Consider the following 14917-nt stretch of genomic DNA (forward strand, 5'->3'; position numbering starts at 1 on the left):
CGCAGCGCCTCTTCCCCTGACGCTAGACGGGCTGCGCGAAGCGGTCAAAGCAGCGTGTCGGCGCGCCGACTGCAAATAAATAGTCACATCTGCCCACCCGGCCCGGGTGGTCGATCTGAAGCCGCCGCCGCGTACTCTCCCCCGATGGGGAGCGAACGGGCCACAGCGGTCCGCCGGTGCGGCAGTGCCCTCCGGCCCTGGCCGGTGCCCGTCCCGGGAACGCTCCATCCCTGCACGACAATAAAAACAAACTGGCCCCGGCCAGCAGGAGTCACCCGCATGTCCCACGCTGCAGAGCAATTCCTACCTTCGACGACGGCGCCCACCGCCCAGTCGATGAAGGCCACCTATGCCAAGGTGGTCTGGCGGCTGATGCCGTTCCTGATCGTGGCCTACACCATCAACGCCATCGACCGCCTCAACGTCTCCTTCGCCAAGCTGCGCATGGGCGAGGACATCGCCCTGACCGACGCCGCCTACGGCATCGGCGTCGGCGCCTTCTACCTGGCCTACATCCTCTTCGAGATTCCCAGCAACCTGTACATGCAGCGGGTCGGCGCCCGCGTCACCCTGACCCGGATCATGGTGCTGTGGGGGCTGGTCACCGTCGGCACCGCCTTCGTCACCACGCCGAACCAGCTGATCGCCGCGCGCTTCCTGCTCGGCATCGCCGAGGCCGGCTTCTTCCCCGGCGTGATCCTCTATCTCACCTACTGGTTCCCCTCCGAGCTGCGCGGGCGGATCACCGCGGTGTTCCTGATGTCGGGCACGGTCGCCGGGATCGTCACCGGCCCGCTCGCCGGCACCATCATGACCCACCTGCACGGCGTGCTCGGCATGAAGGACTGGCAGATGCTGTTCGTCGTCACCGGCCTGCCGGCGGTGGCGCTCGGCCTGTTCGGCTGGTTCTGGCTGACCGACCGGCCGGAACACGCCAAGTGGCTGAACGACGAGGAAAAGACCGCCATCCGCGACCTGCTCGCCCAGGAGCATCACAGCCACACCGGCCACGGCCGCTTCATCGACGTCCTGCGCCAGCCGAGCGTCTACCTGGCGGGCCTGGTGTTCTTCTGCATCTACAGCGGCTCGAACACCGTGTCGTACTGGATGCCGAGCCTGATCCGCGGTTTCGGCCTGGAGGACATGCGGACCATCGGCATGATCTCCGCCCTGCCCTTCGCCCTCGCGCTGGTCGGCATGTACCTGCTCGGCCGCAGCTCGGACAAGCGCCAGGAACGCCGCTGGCACCTGGCCGCGACCATCCTGGTGAGCGCCGCGTGCTTCTTCGCCCTGGGCTTCGTGCAGGGCCACCTGGTGCCGGCGGTGATCCTCATGACCATCGGCTCGGCCGCGGCGCTGTCCGCCATCCCGCTGTTCTGGACCATTCCGCCGGCCCTGCTCAGCCCGGGCATCGCCGCCGGCGGCATCGCTGCGATCAGCTGCATCGGCGGCAGCGCCGGAGTGGTCAGCCAGATCGCCGTCGGCGCGATCAAGACCGCCACCGGCAGCCTCTACGTGGCCTTCGACATGATCGCCGTGGTGCTGGTGGTCGGCGCGCTGATCCTGCTGCTGGGCATCCCGGCCGAGCGCCTGCGCAAGCGCCCGCACTGACCGCTGCACGCCCGGCCGGCGAACACCACCGGGCGCGACGGAATCCCCGCGAGGAATCTTTTTTTGCCCAAACCGGGCGGGTGCAACCCACCGTGGGTGCGCCCCCATGGCTCGGCCAGAACACTATCCCTGTAGGAGCCAGCTTGCTGGCGATCCAAAAGTTACCGGCGCCACCCAAGCAGCCGGTTGGCACATCGATCGCCAGCAAGCTGGCTCCTACGAAGAGCAGCCCCCGACGCCCCGCGTCCGAACGGGCCCTACGGATTTACCCCAGTAATCCGCGAACCAAACAAAAGGCCCCGCAAATGCGGGGCCTTTTTCGTGACGCCTGGACTCAGAACGGAATGTCGTCGTCGAAGCTGTCGTAGTCCTGCTGCGGCTGCGGAGCCGGAGCCTGTTGCGGCGCCGGGCGCTGGACCTGCTGCGGACGCTGTTGCTGCGGCTCACGCGGCGCGCGCGGGGCGTCGTCGCCGGAGGGACGGCCGCCGAGCAGCTGCATGTTGCCGTTGATGTCCACCACGATCTCGGTGGTGTAGCGGTCCTGACCATCCTGGCCCTGCCACTTGCGGGTGCGCAGGCTGCCTTCGACGTAGACCTGCGAACCCTTGCGCAGGTATTCGCCGGCGATTTCCGCCAGGCGGCCGAAGAACACCACACGGTGCCATTCGGTGCGTTCCTGCTGCTGGCCGGTCTGCTTGTCCTTCCAGCTCTCGCTGGTGGCCAGGGTGATGTTGGTCACCGCGTTGCCGTTGGGCATGTAGCGGGTTTCCGGGTCACCACCGACGTTGCCAACCAGAATGACTTTGTTAACCCCACGGGCCATGACTATCTCCTAAAAGACTCAACACATCGCCGGAGCGGCTTGCGCCAGACGCTCCAGGGATGTGCGATCCACTTGTTGGGTATCTACTTTGACATAGGCGGCGGCCTCCTCGACCACCACCATGACGTCTGCCACACCGGGCAGCGCCCTGAAACGCTCGGCCAGCGCCGCATCGCGCAGGGCCTCGGCGGACAGAGGCAGGCGGACGCTGGTCACATACGGCGGTTCGCGCATGGTAACAGCAATCGCCAACCAGAGGGCGGCGAGCAGCGCACAACCGATGAACACCCCGTCGAGGCCGCCGTGCTGGTACATCCAGCCACCGACGATGCCGCCCAGCGCGGCGCCGAGGAACTGGCTGGTGGAATACACGCCCATCGCCGTGCCCTTGCCGCCGGCCGGCGCGACCTTGCTCACCAGCGAGGGCAGCGAGGCTTCCAGCAGGTTGAAGGCGGTGAAGAACACCACCGCGCCGAACACCAGCCCGGCGACGCTGTTGCCAAGTTCGAGGAACAGCAGCTCGGCGATCATCAGGGTCGCCACCGCACCGATCAGCACGCGCTTCATGCGACGCTTCTTCTCGGCGTAGATGATGAACGGCACCATGCCGAAGAAGCCCACCAGCAGCGCGGTCAGGTAGACCCACCAGTGCTGCTCCTTGGGCAGCCCGGCGCGCTCGACCAGTGCCAGCGGCAGGGCGACGAAGCTGGCCATGAGGATCGCGTGGAGCACCAGGATGCCGACGTCGAGGCGCAGCAGGTCGGCGTTCTTCAGGGTCGGCAGCAGCGACTCCCTGGCCACGCTGGATTCCAGGTGGTGCAGCGGGTGGTCCGCCTTCGGCACCATGAACAGGATCAGCAGCAGGCCGACCAGCGCCATGCCGGAGGTGAACCAGAACAGCCCGTGCAGACCGAACAGGTGGGTGAGCACCGGGCCGAGCACCATGGCCACGGCGAAGGACACGCCGATGCTCATGCCGATCATCGCCATCGCCTTGGTGCGGTGCTGTTCGCGGGTGAGGTCGGAAAGCATCGCCATCACCGCCGCCGAGATCGCCCCGGCGCCCTGCAGCACACGGCCGGCGATCACGCCCCAGATGGAGTCGGCGCTGGCCGCCAGCGCGGCGCCGGCGGCGAAGATCAGCAGGCCGACGACGATCACCGGACGCCGGCCGATGCGGTCGGAAATGGTGCCGAAGGGGATCTGCAGGATGGCCTGGGTCAGACCGTAGGCGCCGATCGCCAGGCCGATCAGGGCCGGGGTCGAGCCGGCCAGGTCCTGGCCGTAGGTCGCCAGTACCGGCAGCACCATGAACATGCCGAGCATGCGGAAGGCGAAGACCAGCGACAGGCCGACGGCCGCGCGCGTCTCGGTGCCGCTCATGCGCTCAGTGTGGGTATCGTGCATAGGTCCCTCGTGGGAAGGCTGCGGCGGGCCTCATGCCCCGCCTGGGCGTCACCACCCGCTCCCGGGTGGCCGGCGCGTTCGGCGCCAAAATAGCCGGGCATTCTAGCAGCCCTCGCCCTTCACGGCACAGTCGCGCCACTTTGCCGCGCAGCGTCGGCGCCCCGTATACTCAGCGGTTTTCGCCCGCCATGCGAGGCCGCTGTGGACAAGATCCTCATCCGTGGGGCACGTACCCACAACCTGAAGAACATCGACCTGACCCTGCCGCGCGACAAGCTGATCGTGATCACCGGCCTGTCCGGCTCCGGCAAGTCTTCCCTGGCCTTCGACACCCTTTACGCCGAGGGCCAGCGGCGCTACGTGGAATCCCTCTCGGCCTACGCCCGGCAGTTCCTGTCGATGATGGAAAAGCCCGACGTCGACACCATCGAAGGGCTGTCCCCGGCGATCTCCATCGAGCAGAAGTCCACTTCGCACAACCCGCGCTCCACCGTCGGCACCATCACCGAGATCTACGACTACCTGCGCCTGCTCTACGCCCGCGTCGGCATCCCGCGCTGCCCGGACCACGACATCCCGCTGGAGGCGCAGACCGTCAGCCAGATGGTCGACCAGGTGCTGGCGCTGCCCGAGGGCAGCAAGCTGATGTTGCTCGCACCGATCATCCGCGAGCGCAAGGGCGAGCACCTGGCGGTGTTCGACGAGATGCGCGCCCAGGGCTTCGTCCGCGCGCGGGTGAACGGCAAGCTCTACGAACTGGACGAGCTGCCCAAGCTCGACAAGCAGAAGAAGCATTCCATCGACGTGGTGGTGGACCGCTTCAAGGTCCGCGCCGACCTGCAGCAGCGCCTGGCCGAATCCTTCGAGACGGCGATCAATCTGGCCGATGGCATCGCCCTGATCGCTCCGATGGACGGCGAGGAAGCCGTCGAGGAAATCATCTTCTCCGCGCGCTTCGCCTGCCCGGTCTGTGGCCACTCGATCAGCGAGCTGGAACCCAAGCTGTTCTCCTTCAACAACCCGGCCGGCGCCTGCCCGACCTGCGATGGCCTCGGCGTGAAGCAGTTCTTCGACGCGCGGCGGGTGGTCAATGGCGAGCTGACCCTGGCCGAAGGCGCGATCCGCGGCTGGGACCGGCGCAACGTCTACTACTTCCAGATGCTCGGCTCGCTGGCCCAGCACTACGGCTTCAGCCTGGAGGAGCCGTTCGACGAGCTGTCCGCCGAGCACCAGAAGTCCGTGCTGTTCGGCTCGGGCCGGGAGAACGTCGACTTCCGCTACCTCAACGACCGCGGCGACATCGTCAAGCGCGCGCACCCGTTCGAGGGCATCCTGCCGAACCTGGAGCGCCGCTACCGCGAGACCGAGTCGGCCACCGTGCGCGAGGAGCTGGCCAAGTTCCTCAGCACCCAGCCCTGCCCGGACTGCCACGGCACCCGCCTGCGCCGCGAGGCGCGCCACGTGTGGGTCGGCGACAGGACCCTGCCGGCGGTCACCGCGATGCCGGTCGGCGCCGCCTGCGACTACGCCGCCGGCCTCAGCCTGACCGGCCGCCGCGGCGAGATCGCGGCGAAGATCCTCAAGGAAATCCGCGAGCGCCTGCAGTTCCTGGTCAACGTCGGCCTCGACTACCTGACCCTCGACCGCAGCGCCGACACCCTGTCCGGCGGCGAGGCGCAGCGCATCCGCCTGGCCAGCCAGATCGGCGCCGGCCTGGTGGGCGTCATGTACATCCTCGACGAGCCGTCCATCGGCCTGCACCAGCGCGACAACGAGCGCCTGCTGGCGACCCTCACCCACCTGCGCAACCTCGGCAACACGGTGATCGTGGTCGAGCACGACGAGGACGCCATCCGCCTCGCCGACTACGTGGTCGACATCGGCCCCGGCGCCGGCGTGCATGGCGGCCGGATCGTCGCCGAGGGCACGCCCGATGAGGTGATGAACCATCCCGACTCGCTGACCGGCAAGTACCTGTCCGGGCGCAAGAAGATCGCCGTGCCGGCCAAGCGCACACCGCGCAACCGGAAGACGCTGCTCAAGCTGAAAGGCGCGCGCGGCAACAACCTGCAGAGCGTCAACCTGGAACTCCCGGTGGGGCTGTTCACCTGCGTCACCGGCGTGTCCGGCTCGGGCAAGTCGACGCTGATCAACAACACCCTGTTCCCGATCACCGCCACCGCGCTGAACGGCGCCACCAGCCTGGAGACCGCGGCCCACGATTCCTTCGACGGCCTGCAGCATCTGGACAAGGTGGTCGACATCGACCAGAGCCCGATCGGCCGCACCCCGCGTTCGAATCCCGCGACCTACACCGGGCTGTTCACGCCGATCCGCGAGCTGTTCTCCGGCGTGCCGGAAGCGCGTTCGCGCGGCTACGGCCCGGGGCGCTTCTCCTTCAACGTCAAGGGCGGCCGCTGCGAAGCCTGCCAGGGCGACGGCGTGATCAAGGTGGAGATGCACTTCCTGCCGGATATCTATGTGCCCTGCGACGTCTGCAAGGGCAAGCGTTACAACCGCGAGACCCTGGAGATCCGCTACAAGGGCAAGAGCATCCACGAGGTGCTGGAAATGACCATCGAGGAGGCGCGGGAGTTCTTCGACGCGGTGCCGGCGGTGGCGCGCAAGCTGCAGACGCTGATCGACGTGGGGCTGTCCTACATCCGCCTGGGCCAGTCGGCGACCACCCTATCCGGCGGCGAGGCGCAGCGGGTCAAGCTGTCCCGCGAGCTGTCCAAGCGCGACACCGGCAAGACCCTGTATATCCTCGACGAACCGACCACCGGCCTGCACTTCGCCGACATCCAGCAACTGCTCGACGTGCTGCACCGACTGCGCGACCACGGCAACACCGTGGTGGTGATCGAGCACAACCTGGACGTGATCAAGACCGCCGACTGGCTGGTCGACCTCGGGCCGGAAGGCGGCTCCAAGGGCGGCCAGATCATCGCCACCGGCACGCCGGAGGAAGTCGCCGAGATGGAGCATTCCCACACCGGGCGTTTCCTCAAGCCGCTGCTGGAGCGGGATCGGGCCTGATCCGCGCCGGCATTGAAAAGCCCCTGTCGCCATTCAGCGCAGGGGCTTCTTGCTTTTCGCAGGAGCGGGCTTGCTCGCGAACGGAGTTTCCCGGCGACTCCGGTATCAGGCGGTTCGCGAGCAAGCTCGCGCCTACAAGAGCCGCAAATCAGATCTGCGACTGCAGGTAGTTCTCCAGCCCCATCTTGTCGATCAGGCCGAGCTGCTGCTCCAGCCAGTAGGCATGGTCTTCCTCTGTATCCGCCAGCTGTGCGCGGAGCAGGTCGCGGCTGATGAAGTCGCCATGGCTCTCGCACAGGGCGATGCCCTTGCACAGCGCCTTGCGCACCTTGCGTTCCAGCTCGAGGTCGTTGCGCAGCATTTCCGGCACCGAAGCGCCGGTATTCAGCGGCTCGGGGCGCATGTCCGGCGCGCCTTCAAGCAGCAGGATGCGGCGGATCAGCACGTCGGCATGCTGGGTTTCTTCCGCCATTTCATGGTCGATGCGCTGGAACAGCTTGTCGAAACCCCAGTCCAGATACATGCGCGAATGGATGAAATACTGGTCGCGGGCGGCCAGTTCGCCACCGAGCAGTGTGTTCAGGTAATCGATGACTTCGGCTTGCCCTTTCATGTCTGGTCTCCCCGTCGGACAGAAAATCATTTCAGCTCCGGAACATAGTTCCCGACTTGATATCCATCAATATCCACACAGCAAAAGGCCGTCTTCAGGGAAGACGGCCTCGCCTGCCAGCGCTCGGGTCAAAGAATGTTCAGGCCCAGGGCCTTGGCGACACCCTCGCCGTAGACCGGATCGACCTTGTAGAACAGGGCGAGCTGACGGCGCTGGATTTCCTCGGGAACGCCCTGCATGTCGCCGGCGATGTTGTCATACAGCCGCTGCCGCTGGGCAGCGTCGAACAGCTTGAACAGCGCTGCCGGCTGGCTGTAGTAGTCCTCGTCGACGCGGTGGTTCCAGTGATCGGCCGCGCCTTCGAGGCTCAGCGGCGGTTCGGAGAAGTCCGGCTGCTGCTGCCACTGGCCGAAACCGTTCGGCTCGTAGGTCACGGTCTGCCGGGCGTTGTTGCCGTCGACGCGCATCGCCCCGTCGCGATGATAGGGGCAGACACCGTTGCGCGGACTGTTCACCGGAATCTGATGGTTATTCACACCGAGGCGATAGCGGTGCGCGTCGCCATAGGAGAACAGGCGGCCCTGCAGCATGCGGTCAGGCGAGAAGCCGATCCCCGGAACGATGTTGGCGGGGGAGAAGGCGGACTGCTCGACTTCCGCGTGGTAGTTGTCGGGATTGCGGTTCAGCTCGAAATAGCCGACTTCGATCAGCGGGTAGTCACCGTGCGGCCAGACCTTGGTCAGGTCGAAGGGATTGAAGCGATAGGTGGCAGCCTCTTTCTCCGGCATCACCTGGACGAACATCTTCCAGCGCGGGAAATCGCCTTGCTCGATGCTGTCGTAGAGGTCGCGCTGCGAGCTTTCACGATCGTGGGCAATGATGGCGGCCGCCGCCTCGTTGCTCAGGTTCTCGATGCCCTGCTGGGTCTTGAAGTGGAACTTGACCCAGAAGCGCTCGTTCTGCGCGTTGATGAAACTGAAGGTATGGCTGCCGAAGCCGTGAATATACCGGTAGCTGCGCGGCAGGCCACGGTCGCTGAAGTCGATGGTCAGCTGATGCAGGGCTTCCGGCAGATGGGAGAAGAAGTCCCACTTGTAGGTCGCATTGCGCAGGTTGGTACGCGGGTCGCGCTTGACCACGTGGTTGAGGTCCGGGAATTTCAGCGGGTCGCGCAGGTAGAACACCGGCGTGTTGTTGCCGACCAGGTCCCAGTTGCCTTCCTCGGTGTAGAACTTGATGGCGAAACCGCGAATATCGCGCTCGGCATCGGCCGCACCACGCTCGCCGGCGACGGTGGAGAAGCGCACGAACAGGTCGGTCTGCTTGCCGACCTGGGAGAACAGCCTGGCGCGGGTGTAGCGGGTGATGTCATGGGTGACGGTGAAGGTGCCGTAGGCGGCGGAGCCCTTGGCGTGCATGCGGCGCTCGGGAATCACTTCACGATCGAAGTGCGCGAGCTTCTCGAGGAACCACACGTCCTGGAGCAGCATGGGGCCGCGCGGTCCGGCGGTTTGAACATTCTGGTTATCGACTACCGGCGCACCCGCGGCAGTAGTAAGACGGACTTTCTCGTCCATTGGAGATCTCCTTACCAGCTAATTGCCATGAAGCGAAACACGGAAACCCGAAGAGTGATCCTGTAATGCCCGTCGGGCAATTTCCGGAACGGTCAAAACACCACTTCATTGATTTGTGTCGTGCGTCACACGCTTCCAGGCAGCGGTAAGAGATCCGGAGGGGCAGCAGCAAAGCGGCTGATCGATTGGCGCTACGTCACCGGCAGTTTTCGCAGGCAATAAAAAACCGGGCACAGGGCCCGGTTCTTTATCAGGTGTTCGCCTTACTCGGCAGCTTCTACAGCTTCGCCGCCGACAGGACGATCAACCAGCTCGACGTACGCCATGGGGGCGTTGTCGCCAGCGCGGAAACCGCACTTGAGGATGCGCAGGTAGCCGCCCGGACGGTTGGCGTAGCGCTTGCCCAGGTCGTTGAACAGCTTGCCTACGGCAGCTTTCGAACGGGTACGGTCGAAAGCCAGACGACGGTTGGCGACGCTGTCTTCCTTGGCCAGGGTGATCAGCGGCTCGGCAACGCGACGCAGTTCCTTGGCCTTGGGCAGGGTGGTTTTGATCAGTTCATGCTCGAACAGCGACACAGCCATGTTCTGGAACATAGCCTTGCGGTGCGCGCTGGTACGGCTCAGGTGACGACCACTTTTACGATGGCGCATGGTTCAATTCCTTTCCAAACTTTACGTTCGGTAGCTACGACGATCAGGCAGTAGCCTTGTCGTCTTTCTTAAGACTTGCCGGCGGCCAGTTGTCGAGGCGCATACCGAGGGACAGACCGCGAGAGGCCAGAACGTCCTTGATTTCGGTCAGGGACTTCTTGCCGAGGTTCGGAGTTTTCAGCAGCTCTACTTCGGTGCGCTGAATCAGGTCACCGATGTAGTAGATGTTCTCCGCCTTCAGGCAGTTGGCCGAACGTACGGTCAGCTCCAGATCGTCGACCGGACGCAGGAGGATCGGATCGATCTCGTCTTCCTGCTCTTCCACGACCGGCTCGCTATCGCCCTTGAGGTCCACGAACGCTGCCAGCTGCTGTTGCAGGATGGTAGCGGCGCGACGGATAGCCTCTTCAGGGTCCAGGGTGCCGTTGGTTTCCAGATCGAGGACCAGCTTGTCCAGGTTGGTACGCTGTTCGACACGGGCGTTCTCGACCACGTAGGCAACACGACGTACGGGGCTGAACGAGGCGTCGAGCTGCAGACGGCCGATGCTACGGCTTTCGTCTTCATCGCTCTGACGGGCATCAGCCGGCTCGTAGCCACGGCCACGAGCGACTTTCAGCTTCATGTTCAGCGCGCCGTTATCGGCCAGGTGGGCGATAACATGGTCACCGTTGACGATCTCGACATCATGATCCAGCTGAATATCGGCAGCGGTCACCACACCCGAGCCCTTTTTCGCCAGGGTCAGCGTCACTTCGTCACGGCCGTGCAGCTTGATGGCCAGACCTTTCAGGTTCAGCAGGATTTCGATGACATCTTCCTGCACACCTTCGATCGCGGAGTACTCGTGGAGTACACCGTCGATCTCGGCCTCGACTACTGCACAGCCAGGCATGGAGGACAACAGGATGCGACGCAGCGCGTTGCCCAGGGTATGGCCGAAACCACGCTCGAGGGGCTCGAGGGTGATCTTGGCGCGGGTTTGGCTGACCACCTGCACATCGATGTGGCGGGGGGTCAGGAACTCATTTACCGAACTCTGCATGGATGCACCTATTTTCTAGCCCTTACTTGGAGTAGAGCTCGACAATCAGGTTTTCGTTGATGTCGGCGGACAGATCAGCGCGAACCGGAACGCTCTTGAAGGTGCCGGTCTTCTTCTCGGTATCCACTTCGACCCACTCAACGCGACCGCGCTGGGCGCACAGTTCCAGGGCTTGGGCGATACGCAGCTGGTTCTTCGATTTCTCGCGAACAGCGATGACGTCGCCAGCCTTGACCTGGTAGGACGGAACGTTGACGGTCTTGCCGTTCACGCTGATGGTCTTGTGGGACACCAGCTGACGGGATTCGGCACGAGTGGAGCCGAAGCCCATGCGATAGACGACGTTGTCCAGGCGGCATTCGAGGATCTGCAGCAGGTTCTCACCAGTGGAACCCTTGCGACGGGAAGCTTCCTGGTAGTAACCGCTGAACTGACGCTCCAGAACACCGTAGATACGGCGGACTTTCTGCTTTTCACGCAGCTGCAGACCGTAGTCGGACAGGCGACCACGGCGCTGGCCGTGTTGACCGGGGATCTGTTCGGCCTTGCACTTGGAGTCGAGCGCACGAGCGCCGCTCTTCAGGAACAGGTCGGTGCCTTCACGGCGAGACAGTTTGCACTTGGGACCAATGTAACGAGCCATTTCTCACTGTCTCCTATTACACGCGACGTTTTTTCGGCGGACGGCAGCCGTTGTGCGGGATCGGGGTCACGTCGGTGATGCTGGCGATCTTGTAACCGCAGGCATTCAGCGCGCGAACAGCCGACTCGCGGCCCGGGCCCGGGCCCTTGACGTTCACGTCGAGGTTCTTCAGACCGTATTCCAGAGCAGCCTGGCCGGCACGCTCGGCCGCTACCTGGGCAGCGAACGGGGTGCTCTTACGCGAGCCACGGAAACCGGAACCACCGGAAGTCGCCCAGGACAGAGCGTTGCCCTGACGGTCGGTGATGGTCACGATGGTGTTGTTGAAGGACGCGTGGATGTGGGCGATGCCATCAACCACCGTCTTTTTGACTTTCTTACGAGGACGAGCAGCAGGTTTTGCCATGACTAGATTCCTAAGCGATTACTTGCGGATCGGCTTACGCGGGCCCTTGCGGGTGCGCGCGTTGGTCTTGGTACGCTGACCGCGAACCGGCAGACCGCGACGATGACGCAGACCGCGGTAGCAACCGAGGTCCATCAGACGCTTGATGTTCATGTTGATTTCGCGGCGCAGATCACCTTCGGTGGTCAGCTTGGCCACCTCGGTACGCAGCGAATCGATCTGCTCTTCGCTCAGGTCCTTGATCTTTGCTGCCGGGCTGATGCCGGTGGCAGCACAGATGCTCTGTGCGGTAGTGCGACCGACACCATAGATGTAGGTCAGCGAGATAACAGTGTGCTTGTTATCCGGAATGTTTACGCCTGCAATACGGGCCATTCAGAAAACTCCAATTGACAGCTACCCGGCGCCCAGGAAGCCAAGAAAGGGCGCGGATATTAGCGCTGTAATAACAAATAATCAACCCGGCAGCGCACTAGCTGCCGGGCTATAACGCGTGGATCACACTCAGCCTTGGCGCTGTTTGTGACGCGGCTCCGCGCTGCAGATCACGCGAACGACGCCTTCGCGACGAATGATCTTGCAGTTGCGGCACAGCTTCTTAACCGATGCGCGAACTTTCATCACCAACTCCTCTAACCTTACGGACCGATCAGCGCAGCAAGCCGCTGCCGTAGCCCTTCAGGTTGGCTTTCTTCATGAGGGATTCGTACTGGTGGGAAACGAGGTGAGATTGCACCTGGGCCATAAAGTCCATCACAACCACAACCACGATCAGCAACGAGGTCCCGCCGAGGTAGAACGGTACGTGGGCAGCCACCACCAGGAACTGGGGCAACAGGCACACAGCCGTCATGTACAGGGCACCGAACATGGTCAAACGGGTCAGCACGCCATCGATGTAGCGAGCGGACTGTTCGCCCGGACGAATACCCGGAATAAATGCACCGGACTTCTTGAGGTTCTCCGCAACGTCCTTGGGGTTGAACATCAGCGCTGTGTAGAAGAAGCAGAAGAAGATGATCCCTGCGCTAAACAGCAGAATGTTCAACGGCTGTCCCGGAGCGATCGCCTGAGCGACGTCCTGCAGCCAACCCAGACCTTCCGACTGACCGAACCAGGCACCCAGGGACGCCGGGAACAGCAGGATGCTGCTGGCGAAGATGGCCGGGATTACGCCCGCCATGTTCACTTTCAGCGGCAGATGGCTGGTCTGAGCTGCAAACACCTTGCGACCCTGTTGGCGCTTGGCGTAATGCACGGCGATACGGCGCTGACCACGCTCGATGAACACAACGAACGCGATGATGGCCACGGCCAGCAGGCCGATGGCGATCAGGGCGAAGATGTTGATGTCACCTTGACGCGCGGATTCGAAGGACTGACCGATTGCTCGGGGCAGACCCGCGACGATGCCGGAGAAGATCAGCATGGAGATGCCGTTGCCGACACCCCGCTCGGTGATCTGCTCACCCAGCCACATCATGAACAGTGCACCCGCCACGAAGGTGGTGACCGACACGAAGTAGAAGCCGAAGTCGTTGGAGAAGGCCACGCCCTGGCTGCCCAGGCCAACGGACATGCCGATGGCCTGGACAAGCGCCAGGACTAGAGTGGCGTAGCGGGTGTACTGGCTAATCTTGCGACGCCCAGACTCACCCTCTTTCTTCAACTGCTCCAGCTGCGGGCTGATAGCGGTCATGAGCTGCATGATGATCGACGCCGAGATGTACGGCATGATCCCCAGTGCAAAGATACTCATACGCTCCAGCGCGCCGCCGGAAAACATGTTGAAGAGGCTAAGAATGGTCCCCTCGTTCTGCCGGAACAGTGCCGCCAAGCGATCGGGGTTGATGCCGGGAACCGGGATATGCGCGCCAATCCTGTAGACGATGATCGCCAGGAACAGGAACCGCAGACGCGTCCAGAGCTCGGACAGACCACCACCGTTGCTCAGCGCAGAGAGAGCACCTTGCTTAGCCATTTAGTCCTCGATTTTGCCGCCAGCTGCTTCGATGGCCGCACGCGCACCCTTGGTGGCGGCGATGCCTTTCAGGGTGACCGCGCGAGTAACGTCGCCCGACAGCATGACTTTCACACGCTGTACGTTCTGGTTAATCACGTTGGCATCCTTCAGAGCCTGCAGAGTAACGACATCGCCTTCCACCTTGGCCAGCTCGGAAGTGCGCACTTCGGCGCGATCCAGGGCCTTCAGGGAAACGAAGCCGAACTTCGGCAGACGACGGTGCAGAGGCTGCTGACCGCCCTCGAAGCCGGGAGCAATGGTGCCACCGGAGCGGGAGGTCTGACCTTTGTGACCACGGCCACCGGTCTTGCCCAGACCGCTACCGATGCCACGGCCCGGACGGTGCTTTTCGCGACGGGCACCCGGCGCGGAACGCAGATCGTTCAGTTGCATGGATTAACCCTCCACACGCAGCAGGTAGTAGGCCTTGTTGATCATGCCGCGATTTTCAGGAGTGTCCTGAACTTCGACGGTGTGACCGATGCGACGCAGGCCGAGGCCCTTGACGCAAGCCTTGTGATTGGCCAGACGGCCGTTCACGCTTTTAACCAGAGTGACTTTGACGGTTGCCATGGTTAGAGAATCTCCTCGACGCTCTTGCCACGCTTGGCCGCCACGGCTTCAGGGGACTGCATGTTCTTCAGGCCCTTGAAGGTCGCGTAAACCACGTTCACCGGGTTGGTGGAGCCGTAGCACTTGGCGAGAACGTTCTGAACACCAGCTACTTCCAGAACGGCACGCATGGCGCCGCCAGCGATGATGCCGGTACCTTCCGAAGCCGGCTGCATGTACACCTTGGAGGCGCCGTGAGCGGACTTGGTCGGGTACTGCAGGGTGGTGCCGTTCAGATCAACCTGGATCATGTTGCGGCGAGCAGCTTCCATCGCTTTCTGGATGGCAGCCGGCACTTCACGCGCCTTGCCACGACCGAAGCCGACACGGCCCTTGCCATCGCCAACCACGGTCAGCGCGGTGAAGGCGAAGATACGGCCACCTTTTACGGTTTTGGCGACGCGGTTAACTTGAACCAGCTTCTCGATGTAGCCTTCGTCGCGCTTTTGATCGTTATTTGCCATA

At 63.5% G+C, this 14917-nt stretch carries 16 protein-coding genes; 2 read left to right on the top strand and 14 right to left on the bottom strand.

The window, feature by feature from the left end; genetic code table 11:
- The first annotated feature begins 279 nt into the window (after positions 1–279).
- Positions 280–1611, top strand: a complete 1332-nt coding sequence (locus BLR75_RS22215; protein WP_084313365.1) for an MFS transporter — start codon at positions 280–282, stop codon at positions 1609–1611.
- 334 nt (positions 1612–1945) lie between these two features.
- On the opposite strand, the gene ssb is transcribed toward BLR75_RS22215, so the two are convergent.
- Both ssb and BLR75_RS22225 read right to left on the bottom strand, forming a co-directional pair.
- Entirely contained in the window at positions 1946–2434 is a 489-nt protein-coding gene (gene ssb / locus BLR75_RS22220) for a single-stranded DNA-binding protein (protein ID WP_084313366.1), read from the bottom strand.
- Positions 2435–2452: 18 nt separating this feature from the next.
- Complete coding sequence (locus tag BLR75_RS22225; RefSeq protein ID WP_084313367.1) at positions 2453–3841, bottom strand: MFS transporter; 1389 nt, start codon at positions 3839–3841, stop codon at positions 2453–2455.
- Between the two features lie 201 nt (positions 3842–4042).
- Here BLR75_RS22225 and uvrA point away from each other — a divergent pair, with 201 nt between their 5' ends.
- The gene (gene uvrA, locus BLR75_RS22230) at positions 4043–6880 is read left to right on the top strand and encodes an excinuclease ABC subunit UvrA (protein ID WP_084313368.1); all 2838 of its coding nucleotides are present in this window, start codon (positions 4043–4045) and stop codon (positions 6878–6880) included.
- Between the two features lie 148 nt (positions 6881–7028).
- On the opposite strand, the gene bfr is transcribed toward uvrA, so the two are convergent.
- From bfr to rpsE, 12 genes are all read right to left on the bottom strand, one after another.
- Positions 7029–7493, bottom strand: a complete 465-nt coding sequence (bfr, locus tag BLR75_RS22235; RefSeq protein ID WP_084313369.1) for a bacterioferritin — start codon at positions 7491–7493, stop codon at positions 7029–7031.
- A 128-nt stretch (positions 7494–7621) separates the two neighbouring features.
- The gene (gene katA / locus BLR75_RS22240; protein ID WP_084313370.1) at positions 7622–9070 is read right to left on the bottom strand and encodes a catalase KatA; all 1449 of its coding nucleotides are present in this window, start codon (positions 9068–9070) and stop codon (positions 7622–7624) included.
- A 263-nt stretch (positions 9071–9333) separates the two neighbouring features.
- Positions 9334–9723, bottom strand: a complete 390-nt coding sequence (gene rplQ, locus BLR75_RS22245; RefSeq protein ID WP_084313371.1) for a 50S ribosomal protein L17 — start codon at positions 9721–9723, stop codon at positions 9334–9336.
- A 43-nt stretch (positions 9724–9766) separates the two neighbouring features.
- On the bottom strand, positions 9767–10768 hold the full coding sequence (locus BLR75_RS22250; RefSeq protein WP_084313372.1) for a DNA-directed RNA polymerase subunit alpha: 1002 nt from the start codon (positions 10766–10768) through the stop codon (positions 9767–9769).
- Positions 10769–10790: 22 nt separating this feature from the next.
- The gene (gene rpsD / locus BLR75_RS22255) at positions 10791–11411 is read right to left on the bottom strand and encodes a 30S ribosomal protein S4 (RefSeq protein WP_084313373.1); all 621 of its coding nucleotides are present in this window, start codon (positions 11409–11411) and stop codon (positions 10791–10793) included.
- A gap of 16 nt (positions 11412–11427) precedes the next feature.
- The gene (rpsK, locus tag BLR75_RS22260) at positions 11428–11817 is read right to left on the bottom strand and encodes a 30S ribosomal protein S11 (RefSeq protein WP_003093689.1); all 390 of its coding nucleotides are present in this window, start codon (positions 11815–11817) and stop codon (positions 11428–11430) included.
- Between the two features lie 18 nt (positions 11818–11835).
- Positions 11836–12192: a 30S ribosomal protein S13 gene (rpsM, locus tag BLR75_RS22265; protein WP_017521894.1), complete on the bottom strand. Its 357-nt coding sequence runs from the start codon at positions 12190–12192 to the stop codon at positions 11836–11838.
- A gap of 129 nt (positions 12193–12321) precedes the next feature.
- Entirely contained in the window at positions 12322–12438 is a 117-nt protein-coding gene (gene rpmJ, locus BLR75_RS22270) for a 50S ribosomal protein L36 (protein ID WP_002555468.1), read from the bottom strand.
- Between the two features lie 28 nt (positions 12439–12466).
- On the bottom strand, positions 12467–13798 hold the full coding sequence (gene secY / locus BLR75_RS22275; RefSeq protein ID WP_084313374.1) for a preprotein translocase subunit SecY: 1332 nt from the start codon (positions 13796–13798) through the stop codon (positions 12467–12469).
- A complete protein-coding gene (rplO, locus tag BLR75_RS22280) occupies positions 13799–14233 on the bottom strand; it encodes a 50S ribosomal protein L15 (protein ID WP_084313375.1) in 435 nt (144 codons plus the stop codon). It lies immediately after the preceding gene.
- A 3-nt stretch (positions 14234–14236) separates the two neighbouring features.
- Positions 14237–14413, bottom strand: a complete 177-nt coding sequence (rpmD, locus tag BLR75_RS22285; protein ID WP_036991154.1) for a 50S ribosomal protein L30 — start codon at positions 14411–14413, stop codon at positions 14237–14239.
- Between the two features lie 2 nt (positions 14414–14415).
- A complete protein-coding gene (gene rpsE, locus BLR75_RS22290) occupies positions 14416–14916 on the bottom strand; it encodes a 30S ribosomal protein S5 (RefSeq protein WP_084313376.1) in 501 nt (166 codons plus the stop codon).
- Position 14917: the final 1 nt, after the last annotated feature.

It is taken from the genome of Pseudomonas jinjuensis (assembly GCF_900103845.1).
In the GTDB taxonomy this organism is placed as follows: Bacteria; Pseudomonadota; Gammaproteobacteria; order Pseudomonadales; family Pseudomonadaceae; genus Pseudomonas; species Pseudomonas jinjuensis.

Excerpts from the sequence above, each read along its gene's own strand:
- rplQ (WP_084313371.1), bottom strand. The coding sequence starts at position 9,723 with ATGCGCCATCGTAAAAGTGGTCGTCACCTGAGCCGTACCAGCGCGCAC.
- secY (WP_084313374.1), bottom strand. The coding sequence starts at position 13,798 with ATGGCTAAGCAAGGTGCTCTCTCTGCGCTGAGCAACGGTGGTGGTCTG.
- BLR75_RS22250 (WP_084313372.1), bottom strand. The coding sequence starts at position 10,768 with ATGCAGAGTTCGGTAAATGAGTTCCTGACCCCCCGCCACATCGATGTG.
- BLR75_RS22225 (WP_084313367.1), bottom strand. The coding sequence starts at position 3,841 with ATGCACGATACCCACACTGAGCGCATGAGCGGCACCGAGACGCGCGCG.
- rpsK (WP_003093689.1), bottom strand. The coding sequence starts at position 11,817 with ATGGCAAAACCTGCTGCTCGTCCTCGTAAGAAAGTCAAAAAGACGGTG.
- katA (WP_084313370.1), bottom strand. The coding sequence starts at position 9,070 with ATGGACGAGAAAGTCCGTCTTACTACTGCCGCGGGTGCGCCGGTAGTC.
- rpmJ (WP_002555468.1), bottom strand. The coding sequence starts at position 12,438 with ATGAAAGTTCGCGCATCGGTTAAGAAGCTGTGCCGCAACTGCAAGATC.
- rplO (WP_084313375.1), bottom strand. The coding sequence starts at position 14,233 with ATGCAACTGAACGATCTGCGTTCCGCGCCGGGTGCCCGTCGCGAAAAG.
- BLR75_RS22215 (WP_084313365.1), top strand. The coding sequence starts at position 280 with ATGTCCCACGCTGCAGAGCAATTCCTACCTTCGACGACGGCGCCCACC.
- rpsE (WP_084313376.1), bottom strand. The coding sequence starts at position 14,916 with ATGGCAAATAACGATCAAAAGCGCGACGAAGGCTACATCGAGAAGCTG.
- ssb (WP_084313366.1), bottom strand. The coding sequence starts at position 2,434 with ATGGCCCGTGGGGTTAACAAAGTCATTCTGGTTGGCAACGTCGGTGGT.
- rpmD (WP_036991154.1), bottom strand. The coding sequence starts at position 14,413 with ATGGCAACCGTCAAAGTCACTCTGGTTAAAAGCGTGAACGGCCGTCTG.
- rpsM (WP_017521894.1), bottom strand. The coding sequence starts at position 12,192 with ATGGCCCGTATTGCAGGCGTAAACATTCCGGATAACAAGCACACTGTT.
- rpsD (WP_084313373.1), bottom strand. The coding sequence starts at position 11,411 with ATGGCTCGTTACATTGGTCCCAAGTGCAAACTGTCTCGCCGTGAAGGC.
- bfr (WP_084313369.1), bottom strand. The coding sequence starts at position 7,493 with ATGAAAGGGCAAGCCGAAGTCATCGATTACCTGAACACACTGCTCGGT.